The sequence below is a fragment of the Rhodococcus sp. OK519 genome, assembly GCF_003051005.1.
In the GTDB taxonomy this organism is placed as follows: Bacteria; Actinomycetota; Actinomycetes; order Mycobacteriales; family Mycobacteriaceae; genus Prescottella.
This window is the reverse complement of sequence record NZ_QAOW01000015.1, coordinates 25,592-35,379: the sequence shown is the minus strand read 5'-3', so window position 1 is coordinate 35,379 and position 9,788 is coordinate 25,592. Positions and strand designations below refer to the sequence as shown.

9 protein-coding genes and 2 pseudogenes are annotated in these 9,788 nt (G+C 67.9%); 5 read left to right on the top strand and 6 right to left on the bottom strand.

Translation table 11 applies throughout. The annotated features are described in order from the left end of the window. Both C8K36_RS25310 and C8K36_RS23580 read left to right on the top strand, forming a co-directional pair. A pseudogene (locus tag C8K36_RS25310) lies at positions 1 to 150 on the top strand (3-ketosteroid-9-alpha-hydroxylase); the annotation flags it as partial. 57 nt (positions 151 to 207) lie between these two features. Next, positions 208 to 1,086 carry an NADP-dependent oxidoreductase gene (locus C8K36_RS23580; protein WP_258195573.1) on the top strand — a complete coding sequence of 293 codons (879 nt, stop codon included), beginning with the start codon at positions 208 to 210 and terminating at the stop codon, positions 1,084 to 1,086. Between the two features lie 46 nt (positions 1,087 to 1,132). Here the strand turns inward: C8K36_RS23580 and C8K36_RS23575 are convergent, their stop codons facing one another. From C8K36_RS23575 to C8K36_RS23555, 6 genes and pseudogenes are all read right to left on the bottom strand, one after another. Further along, the gene (locus tag C8K36_RS23575) at positions 1,133 to 2,398 is read right to left on the bottom strand and encodes an LCP family protein (protein WP_107987475.1); all 1,266 of its coding nucleotides are present in this window, start codon (positions 2,396 to 2,398) and stop codon (positions 1,133 to 1,135) included. 11 nt (positions 2,399 to 2,409) lie between these two features. Further along, positions 2,410 to 3,102 carry a type 1 glutamine amidotransferase domain-containing protein gene (locus C8K36_RS23570; protein WP_107987474.1) on the bottom strand — a complete coding sequence of 231 codons (693 nt, stop codon included), beginning with the start codon at positions 3,100 to 3,102 and terminating at the stop codon, positions 2,410 to 2,412. A 43-nt stretch (positions 3,103 to 3,145) separates the two neighbouring features. After that, positions 3,146 to 3,332, bottom strand: a pseudogene (locus C8K36_RS25305) (hypothetical protein); the annotation flags it as partial. Between the two features lie 28 nt (positions 3,333 to 3,360). After that, entirely contained in the window at positions 3,361 to 4,152 is a 792-nt protein-coding gene (locus tag C8K36_RS23565; protein WP_107987473.1) for an SDR family NAD(P)-dependent oxidoreductase, read from the bottom strand. 127 nt (positions 4,153 to 4,279) lie between these two features. Continuing rightward, entirely contained in the window at positions 4,280 to 5,050 is a 771-nt protein-coding gene (locus C8K36_RS23560) for an SDR family NAD(P)-dependent oxidoreductase (protein ID WP_107987472.1), read from the bottom strand. A 34-nt stretch (positions 5,051 to 5,084) separates the two neighbouring features. After that, positions 5,085 to 5,888, bottom strand: a complete 804-nt coding sequence (locus tag C8K36_RS23555; protein WP_107987471.1) for an enoyl-CoA hydratase/isomerase family protein — start codon at positions 5,886 to 5,888, stop codon at positions 5,085 to 5,087. A gap of 103 nt (positions 5,889 to 5,991) precedes the next feature. Between C8K36_RS23555 and C8K36_RS23550 the strand changes: the two genes are divergently transcribed. From C8K36_RS23550 to C8K36_RS23540, 3 genes are all read left to right on the top strand, one after another. Then, positions 5,992 to 6,612 carry a TetR/AcrR family transcriptional regulator gene (locus tag C8K36_RS23550; RefSeq protein WP_107987470.1) on the top strand — a complete coding sequence of 207 codons (621 nt, stop codon included), beginning with the start codon at positions 5,992 to 5,994 and terminating at the stop codon, positions 6,610 to 6,612. 81 nt (positions 6,613 to 6,693) lie between these two features. Then, on the top strand, positions 6,694 to 9,072 hold the full coding sequence (locus tag C8K36_RS23545) for an FdhF/YdeP family oxidoreductase (protein ID WP_107987479.1): 2,379 nt from the start codon (positions 6,694 to 6,696) through the stop codon (positions 9,070 to 9,072). A gap of 158 nt (positions 9,073 to 9,230) precedes the next feature. Then, entirely contained in the window at positions 9,231 to 9,416 is a 186-nt protein-coding gene (locus C8K36_RS23540) for a hypothetical protein (protein WP_107987469.1), read from the top strand. The last annotated feature ends 372 nt before the right edge of the window (positions 9,417 to 9,788 follow it).

Below are 9,788 nucleotides of genomic sequence, written 5' to 3'. Positions count from 1 at the left end.
CAGTTCTACGTCGACGTCGCCGACATCACCCCGGACATGACCAACCGGTTCGAGTTCGAGATGGACACCACCAAGCCGGTCGCGGCCTGGCGGCGTGAGGTCGCCGAGAATCTCGAGCGCCGCGTGGCGGAATCGGCCGCATCGAACTGACCGGTTCCCTCGCGGGAATAGGTCGCGACCGCGTACGGGGGACCCGAGGTCCTCGAGGTGATCGACCAGGACATCCCGCCTCCGGGCGCGGGTGAGGTGGTCGTCGAGATGCGTGCCGTGGGAGTCAACCCGCTCGACGCCAAGGTCTACAGCGGGGCGTTCGGCACCGACCCCGCTCGTCTGCCGATCCGGTTGGGTGTGGAGGGGGCCGGCGTCGTCCTCCAGGTCGGCGCCGACGTCCAGTCCGTTCGGGTCGGCGACGAGGTCCTCGCCTACGTAGGCGAGGGCGCCTACTCGGATCTGGTGCTGCTCTCGGCGGATGATGTTCTGCCGAAACCGGACTCGATGACGTGGGAGAGTGCGGCGTGTCTGCTCGTCGCGGGGACCACGGCCTATGAGGCCCTCGAAGTCACCAAGGTCATGGCGGGTGAGGCCGTCGTCGTCCAGGGCGCGGCGGGGGGCGTCGGTGAATTGACCGTTCAACTGGCGGTGGCCCGGGGCGCCGTGACCATCGGGGTGGCGTGGTCCGCCCACCACGATTTCCTCCGCACCCTGGGCGCCATCCCCGTGCTGCCGGGTCCGGATCTGCCTGCCCGGATTCACGAGATCGCCCCCGACGGCGTAGACGCTGTCGTCGATACCGTCGGCACCGACGAGGTGATCGACGAGTCTCTCGCGCTGGGCGTCGAACCGGAGCGGATCGTCAGTCTTGTCGCTTTCGGTCGTGCCGCACAGGATGGTTTCCTCGCGATCGGTGGACCGAACGAGAACAGCGCCCGTATCCGGCGTGAGGCGCGCCCGTTGTTGGTCGACATGGCCGCGCACGGCGGCCTCGACGTCGTGGTGGGCACCCGGTTCCCGCTCACGGAAGCGGCGGACGCCCACCGGGCACTGCTGGCACCGCACGCCCGAGGAAAATTCGTGCTCTTGCCGTAGTCCCGACATCAGTAGACAGTCCCGACATCAGTAGACAGTCCCGGCATCAGTCGACGCAGGGAATGCCATCCGGATCGTCCGCAACGACAGGTACTTCCGTCGGTGGGGCCTCGAGCGGAATGCTCGTGTCCTCGGTGGTCGTCGTGGTGTGCGAACCCGATCGCGCCGATCTCGACGTCGTAGGTGCCGCCGTGGTCGTCGGGGTGGCGGTCGTAGCGGTCGAAGTCGTCGTGGGTGCCGGTCCTTCGCCCGCGAACAGTCGGGCGATCTCGGTGCGCAGCCGGTTCGGGTCGACTATGTTGACGGCCCCGCCGTCCACGGTGTCGTATCCCTCGACCGGGAGGGTGTAGAAGTCGAGTTTCCCTCGCGTGAGGTTGCGTGCCTGCGCCGCGAAGGCGACCGGGTCGAGATCGTCGTCCATGACTACGTCGCTCTTCACGGTGTCGAACAGTCCGCGCATCTTTGCCACGCTGCCGAGGACGCCGGTCGAATCGAGATTGCGGAGGACGGCGGTCAGGTACGCCTGCTGGCGGCGGGTGCGATCGAGGTCCCCGTTGTCGAGGCCGTGGCGCTGCCGCACGAAGGACAGCGCCTGCGACGCGTCGAGGGACTGCCGTCCCGCCGGGAAGTGTGCGCCGGAGTACGGGTCGTCGACCGGGGCGTTGAGGCACACCTCGAGTGGGCCCAGAGCCTTGGCGATGTCGTAGAAGCCGACGAGGTTGACCTCGGCGAAGTGGTCGATGGGCACGCGCAGCAGCTTCTGCACGGTGGCGAGCGTCGAACGGCGGCCGGCGTCGCGAGACCGCTGTTCGCGTTCGGTCGGATCTGTCACCCCCTGTTCCTCGAGTTCGGCGTCGGCGTCCGCCTTCGCCATCCCGTACGCCTCCTTGATCTTGTTCTTGCCGTACCCGGGTATGTCGACGTAGTCGTCGCGGGGGATGGCGGCGGCAGTGGCCCGGCTGCCGTCGCCGGGCACGTGCAGCAGGATCAGGGTGTTGGTGTTGTACCCGCCGGCGTCGCTGTCCCCGGCATGCAGTTCGTCGGTGACGAACTCCGGCGGCAGATCGTTGCCGTGCATGTCTTTTCGGCTGTCCAAACCGATGAGGAGAATGTTCGAATCGCCGTGTTGCGAGGTGCGGTCGCCGCCGGTGAGGATGTCGAGGGCGCTGGAGCGGAGGAGCCCCGACGTCAACTGATGGTGGGCAGCCCATCCCAGGCCGGTCACCGCCAGCGCCGCAGCCGCCACGGTGGCCGTCGCGATGCGCAGGGCCATGACGGTCTTGCGTCGGCGGCGTGGTCGCGGTTGGTCCATGTGGGTGACGCTCAGCCGAGTTGCCTCAGAACGGCTTCGGCTACGGGCCGGGCGCTGCCCGGGTTCTGCCCGGTGATCAGGCGGCCGTCCTCGACGACGTGCGGTGCGAACGGTTGGGCGGCGAACGAGTAGACGGCGCCGCGGTCCTCCAGTCGCTCCTGCAGGCTGAACGGCACGGCGTCGGCGCGTTGCGCGAGTTCCTCCTCGGGCCAGGAGAATCCGGTGACGTTTCTCCCCGCGATCAGGTAGTCGCCGTTACCGAGCTTTGCGCCCAGCAGCCCAGCGGGGCCGTGGCAGACCGCCGAGACGATCTTGCCGGCCTCGTGGAACTCCCGCAGCAGGCGAGCCAGATCGGGGCTGTCCGGGAAGTCGAACATCACGCCGTGCCCACCGGTGAGGTAGATCGCGTCGTAGTCGTCGACGGACACGTCCGCGACCGCGACCGTGTGGTCCAGCAGGTCCATGAATGCCCGGTCCGCGTAGCGGGTTCCGGTATCCAGGTCGTTCAGGACTTCCTGGGTGAGACTCTCCGGGTCGAGCGGCACGACACCGCCGGCGATGCTGGCGACGGTCGCGGTGCCGCCCGCGTCGTGCAGGTAGTCCCAGAAATGCGTCAGCTCGCCCAGCCACAGCCCGGTCCGGTAGCCGACGCTCTCGTATTCGCCGACGCTCGTGACGACGATGAGTACTCGCTTGTCGCTCATGTGGACTCCTCGCGTGGTCCGGAAGCATGTGCCCCGCCCTACGTTACGAGTCGCGGGATGCGGGCACCACCGGCGCGACCGGTTCGTCACCTTCACGTGCATCGGTCGCGTGCTGGGAGATCGCGAGGGCCATCACGGCCGCGATCGCGCACGGTCCCGCCGGCGACGTAGAAGGCGGCGTCGTAGCCGCCGAACCGGTCCCGGACGAAACCGGCCAGGAACGCGACGACGGTCACGAACCAGGCCGGCCCGCGGTGGTCAGCTCGGCATCAGCGCCGACGGCGTGCCCGGCAGGCCCGGGTAGTAGGTGCCCGCCGACCAGCCGCCGTCCACGGCGAGTTCGGCGCCCGAGATGTACGACGCCTCGTCGCTCGCGACGAACAGGGTGGCCCGCGCGACGTCCTCGGACTCGCCGATGCGCTGCAGTGGCACGCCCACGTACTTGCTCTGCAGGTCGTCGCCGACCAGGCCGCCCGGATTGCCGAGCGTGGTGTCCACGCCGCCGGGATGTACAGAGCACACCCGGATGCCCGCCGGACCCAGTTCGTAGGCGAGGGCCTTGGTGAGGCCGCGCACCGCCCACTTGCTCGCGGTGTACGCGGCGAGACCGTTGACGCCACGCAGTCCGTCGACGGAGGAGATGTTGACGATGACGCCGCGACCGGCCTTCTTCATGGTCGGTACGACGGCCTTGGCGCCGAGGAGGTTCCCGAGGACGTTGATATCGAGCAGGCGTTCGGTCTTCTCGACGTCTATGTCCTCGATGGGCGCCCAGTGCATCACGCCCGCGTTGTTGACGAGGACGTCGAGGCCGCCGAACCGGTCGACGCCGAGCGCGGTGGCCGCCTCCCACGATTCCTCGCGGCTCACGTCGAGCGGCGTGAAGACCGCGGCTTCCCCGAGTTCGGCCGCCAGTGCGCGTCCCTTGTCCTCGAGCACGTCACCGAGTACCACGCGGGCACCTTCCTGCACGAACAGGCGCGCGGTGGCGGCGCCCATGCCCTGCGCCGCGCCGGTGATGATCGCGACCTTGCCCTCGAGCCGTGCCATATGACCTCCGAAATCCGTTGCACGCCGGAGTTTCCGGCCTGCAACGGACCATGGCGTCATCGACGGACGAATGGAAGGGCGCTTCTCGCTCAGTGGCACGGGTCACGTCCGGGTGCTCGGGTGGGTTTCAGTGCACGACGGATCCGCCGTCGGCGATGATCACCTGACCGGTGATGTAGCTGCCCGCGTCGGACGTGAGCAGCAGTGCGGGCCCGACCATCTCGTCGGGTTCGGCGATACGCTTCTGCAGCGACATCTGCCGCATCGCCTCGATCGCCTCGGGCGGGTTGTTGCGGACCATGTGGGTGTCCACCGAGCCCGGCGCGAGGGCGTTGACTCGGATGCCGCGGGGTGCGAAGTCGGCGGCCATCGACCGGGTGAACGACAGCAGCGCGCTCTTTCCCGCCGCGTACATGGCGACGCTGGGCGAGAACATGAACGCGCCGACGGAGATCACGTTGAGCACGGCGGCGTGCTCGCTGGCCTCGAGGTGCGGCAGTGCGGCCTGCGTGAGAAACACCGGGCCGCGCAGATTCACGTCGTACGACTTGGCCCACGCGTCGGCGGTGAACTGGCCCAGCGGTTGCGTCAGCGGATTCGCGGCCGCGTTGACGAGGATGTCGATGCCGCCGAACTCGCCCACTGCGCGGTCGACGAGTGCGGTCAGGTCGTCGAGTTCGCCGAGGTGTGTCGGCACTCCGATCGCGTTGCCTCCCAAGTTCCGAAGATGCTGCTCGACCTTGGCGCACGCCTCGGGTTTGCGGCTGGCCGCCACGACATTCGCGCCCGCGGACACGTAGGCCTCGGCGAGCGCGAGTCCGATGCCACGGGTGCCGCCGGTGACGACCGCGGTGCGGCCGGTGAGATCGAACAGAGTGCCGAGCTTGTCGCGGTTCACGATCGATGGTTCCTCTCTGGGGTGGACATGTGGGTCAGCGGACCCACGACGGTGCGCGGCGCTCCGCGAAAGCCGTGACGGCTTCCGCGAACTCACCGCCGGTGCCGGCCAGGATCTGGGTGCGGTTCTCGAGTGCGATGGCCGCGTCCACGCTCCCGGCGGACGCGTTGGCGGTGAGGACCTGTTTGGTCATCGCCAGCGCGAAGGGGCTGTGGTTACACAGAGTGGTGGCAAGTTCGGTTGCGGCGTCGATCAGTTCGGCGTTCTCGACCGTGCGGGTGACGAAGCCGATCCGCTCGGCCTCGGCGGCATCGAACTCGCGGCCGGTGGTGATGAGTTCGGTGGCCCGGCCCGCGCCGACGATGCGGGGCAGCGTGTAACTGATCCCGATGTCGCAGCCCGAGATTCCGATCTTGATGAACTGCACGCCGAATCGCGCCGACGCCGATGCGATCCGTAGATCGCATGCCGCCGCGAGTGCGAGTCCGCCGCCGAAGGCCGGGCCGTTGATCGCGGCGATCACCGTCTGAGGGAGCCGCTGGATCCGCGGGACGAGCGAGGCGATGTATTCCTGCGTGCGCATCCCGGCCGCGGGTCCGGTGAGCCCGGCCGCGGTCGGCGCCGCGCGGACCGGATCCTTGAGATCCAGCCCGGCGCTGAATCCGCGGCCCGCGCCGGTGAGGATCACGACGCGGCACGTGTTGTCGCGCTCGAGCGCGGTGAGGGCGCCGTGGAATTCCTCGACCAGGGCGAAGCTGAGCGCGTTGAGGCGTTCCGGGCGGCTCAGGGTGAGGATCGCAACGTCCGGCGTCGGGCGTGCGATGTCGATCAAAGTCATTCGGGCTCCGCTTCGTTCGAATCGTCCGACTATTAGCCATACACGATGTAAGGTAATTTGGCAGCGTTTTCGGTGGGAGTGTGCACGAGAAGGGAGCGTCGACGTGGTCGAGGACGGCCCTTCACGCGGACGGCGTCGCGATCCGGTGCGCCACCGCGCGGTGCTCGAGGCGACCGCGGAGCTGTTGATCGAGGACGGGTACGAAGCGCTCACGCTCGCGGCGGTAGCCCGGCGTGCCGAGGTCGGGCGCCCGTTGCTGTATCAGTGGTGGGGATCGAAAGCCGCGCTCGTGCAGGAGACGCTGTTCCGGCGCGAACCGGTGGCGGCGCGTGAGGTTCCGGCCGATGCGCCGTTCTCGGTCACGTTCACCGCGATGGTGCGGGACATGGTCGCGCTGCATTCGCTGCCGGAGTACCGGCGTGGGATGCCGGGGCTGATCGCCGATCTGGTCGCCGACCCCGCCCTGCAGGAGGAGGCCGAGCAGCGGTTCATCGCACCGGTCCGATCCCGGTACATCGAAGTGTTCGATCGTGCAATCGAATCCGGTGAGATCCGGCCCGACGCCGACGGCGCTCTCGTGCTCGACACGCTGCGGGGCGCGTTGACCATGCTTCCGCTGACGCGGCCGCAGTGGAGCGAGGGCGAGTTGGTCGACTTCCTCGTCCGACTCGTGCTCGACGGGATCGCCGCTCCGGTGAACGGGGCGGCCGCGCGGGACGGGTGAGCACGCGTCCTGCCCGGTATCGCACCTGCCCGCCGAAAGTGTCCTACCGTGGATGCGAGGCCAACACTGGAGGTCGAGATCATGGGCAGACGAAACCAGTCGGAACGTCCGGATTACGACGAATCCGATCTGCGGGTCGGCAAGCCGAAGAAGAAGGCGGCGGGTGTAACGGCCGTCGCGGTGTCGATGAAGCGGGCCCTCGAGAACATGGGGATCGTCCGCACCGGCGAAACGTTGTTCGAGCTCAACAAGGTCGGCGGCTATGACTGTATGAGCTGCGCGTGGCCCGACCCGGAGCCAGGGCACCGGCACCCGGCCGAGTTCTGCGAGAACGGCGCGAAGGCTGTCGCGAACGAGGCCACCCTGCGCCGCGTGACACCCGAGTTCTTCGCGCGGCACTCCGTCGCCGACCTCGCCTCGCGCAGCGAGTACTGGTTGAACGAACAGGGGCGAATCACGCACCCGATGATCAAGCGCCCCGGATCGTCGCACTACGAGCCGATCGAGTGGTCCGAGGCCTATGCCCTGATCGGGCGCGAATTGCAGTCGCTCGATCCCGACGAGGCGATCTTCTACACATCGGGGCGGGCCTCGAACGAGGCGGCATTCGCCTACCAACTCTTCGTCCGGGCCTACGGCACCAACAACCTGCCCGACTGCTCGAACATGTGCCACGAGTCGACGTCGATCGCGCTCGCCGAATCCATCGGCATCGGCAAGGCCAGCGTCGTCTTCGAGGACGTCCACGAGGCGGACCTGATCGTGTTGCAGGGCCACAACCCCGGGACCAACCATCCACGGATGCTCACCCACCTCGAGGTGGCGAAGAAGCGTGGGGCCAAGATCCTGTCGATCAACCCGCTCAAGGAAGCCGGGCTGCTCCACTTCCAGAACCCGCAGACCCCGAACGGAGTGATCGGCCGGGGAACGGATCTCTCCGACTTCCACCTGCAGATCAAGCCCGGCGGCGATCTGGCGCTGATGCAAGCGATCGGCTCGCTGCTCGTCGAGTGGGATGCGCTCGACCACGAGTTCATCGAGGCGTACACGCATGGCTTCGAGGCGTGGCGCGATCACGTGTCGCAACTCGATTGGGACGCGGTCACGGCGTCGACCGGGCTCTCCCGCCCCGAGATCACCAGGGCCGCACAGATGCTGCGGGAGTCGAAGGCCACGGTCTTCTGCTGGGCGATGGGTCTGACCCAGCACCGCAACGCGGTCGCGATCATCAAGGAGGTGTGCAACGTCGCGTTCGCGCAGGGCAACATCGGCCGGCCCGGCGCCGGCCTGCTACCGCTGCGCGGCCACTCCAACGTCCAGGGCGACCGCACCATGGGCATCTGGGAACGTCCGCCACAGAGCTTCCTCGATGCCCTCGAGCGCGAGTTCGGATTCGATCCACCCCGTGAATACGGCTACGACACAGTCGATTCGATCCGCGCCATGCGAGACGGTAAGGCGAGGTTCTTCATGGGCCTGGGCGGCAACTTCGTCGAGGCCGCACCGGATTCCCGGGTGACGGCGGCCGCGATGCGCAACACCGGCATGTCGGTGCAGATTTCGACCAAACTCAACCGTTCACACCTGGTGACCGGCGAGACCGCGCTCATTCTGCCGACGCTGGGGCGCACGGAGAAGGATGTCCGAGCGAGCGGGCCGCAGTTCATCTCGGTCGAGGACTCGGTGTGCGCCGTGCACGCGTCCCGCGGCCCGCTGGATCCGGCGAGCCCGCACCTCGAGTCGGAGACGGCCATCGTCACCCAGATCGCGTACGCGACGCTGGGCGACCGCTACGGCATCGACTGGATGGGTATGCGCGACGACTACGCCAAGATCCGGCTGCACATCTCGAAGGTGGTGCCGGGCTGTGAGGGCTACGAGGTGAACGTGCGGCGGCCCGGTGGCTTCATCCTCCCGCACCCGCCCCGAGATTCACGGTCCTTCGAGACCGGTTCGGGTAAGGCGGAATTCGATGTCGCACCGATCGAGGTCATGCAGGCCCCACCCGGTCACCTGCTTCTGCAGACGCTACGCAGCCACGACCAGTTCAACACCACCATCTACGGCCTGAGCGATCGCTACCGCGGGATCGAAGGGGGCCGTCGCGTGATCTTCATGCACCGCGACGACATTGCCGCATTCGGCTACGACGACGGCGACAAGGTGGATCTTCTGACCAAGTGGGACGACGACGACTGCATGCGCTACGCGACAGGCTTCCGGATCGTCGAATACGACATCCCGCGCGGCACCTCCGCGGCCTACTATCCCGAGACCAATCCGCTGGTCCCGCTGGATTCGACTGCGCTCAAGAGCAATTGCCCCACATCCAAGTCGATCATCGTGCGACTCGAGCCTGCCGGCACGGTGCATGAGGAACACCTCGACGGGGGCACGCAGCACGAGGTCGGCTGGGACTGGTCGCACAAGAGCGAGCCCCAGCCGCGCTACCTGTCCTGAGTGCTCGCGGGTCGGAGCCCGGCGGCGGCTGCGACGGTGGCGAGCACCCATTCCTGGTATCCGGCGACTATCCCGCCTTCCCCGCGCTGCGTGCGGACTTCGCCGATCAGCATGCGCTCACGACATGGCTGGGCGTCCCGGTCCGTACCTACCTGCGGATGGACTCACGCCTCGCGACGCTCGGGTTGGCGACACTGACGCGGGCTCCGGCGCTGCGGTCCCTCGCCCCGACCCGGATGTGGGGGAGTGAGCGATGGGTCGTGCAGGTGCGCGCCGCGGACGGGCGCGCGCTGTGGGCCACCGGATCCGGGCAGTCGAAGGCGACGGCCGCGATCACCGCCTAGGCGGTACGACGTCTGGCGGATCGTCCGCACGATCGACCGGTGTGGCTGCACGACATCGTGACGCTCGACGAGCTGAAGGGCTCGCGCGCAGCAGAATCCATGGTGCTCGGCGGCGTCGAGCGGTAATTCGATTGCGCACCCGCGGGCGCGGTGCCTAGGGTTGCGCGCATCCGGCACGGCCGCCGGGTTCCTACACGTATGGAAGTGGTGAATTATGCCCCGGACAGCAGCCGAGCTCCTTCGCGATCCCGCGAACCGCTCCGGCCGGTGATCCGTACCCGACATCGGATCCCCTGTCCGGTGTGATGCTTCCGCGGGCTCGATCGTGCTCGGCACATTCTGCCGCTCAGTCGATCTCACAGAGGAGTACAC

Bases quoted from the DNA above. Each gene is read 5' to 3' on its own strand.
- C8K36_RS23570 (WP_107987474.1), bottom strand. From the start codon at position 3,102: ATGAGCGACAAGCGAGTACTCATCGTCGTCACGAGCGTCGGCGAATAC.
- C8K36_RS23575 (WP_107987475.1), bottom strand. From the start codon at position 2,398: ATGGACCAACCGCGACCACGCCGCCGACGCAAGACCGTCATGGCCCTG.
- C8K36_RS23555 (WP_107987471.1), bottom strand. From the start codon at position 5,888: ATGACTTTGATCGACATCGCACGCCCGACGCCGGACGTTGCGATCCTC.
- C8K36_RS23545 (WP_107987479.1), top strand. From the start codon at position 6,694: ATGGGCAGACGAAACCAGTCGGAACGTCCGGATTACGACGAATCCGAT.
- C8K36_RS23565 (WP_107987473.1), bottom strand. From the start codon at position 4,152: ATGGCACGGCTCGAGGGCAAGGTCGCGATCATCACCGGCGCGGCGCAG.
- C8K36_RS23540 (WP_107987469.1), top strand. From the start codon at position 9,231: ATGGACTCACGCCTCGCGACGCTCGGGTTGGCGACACTGACGCGGGCT.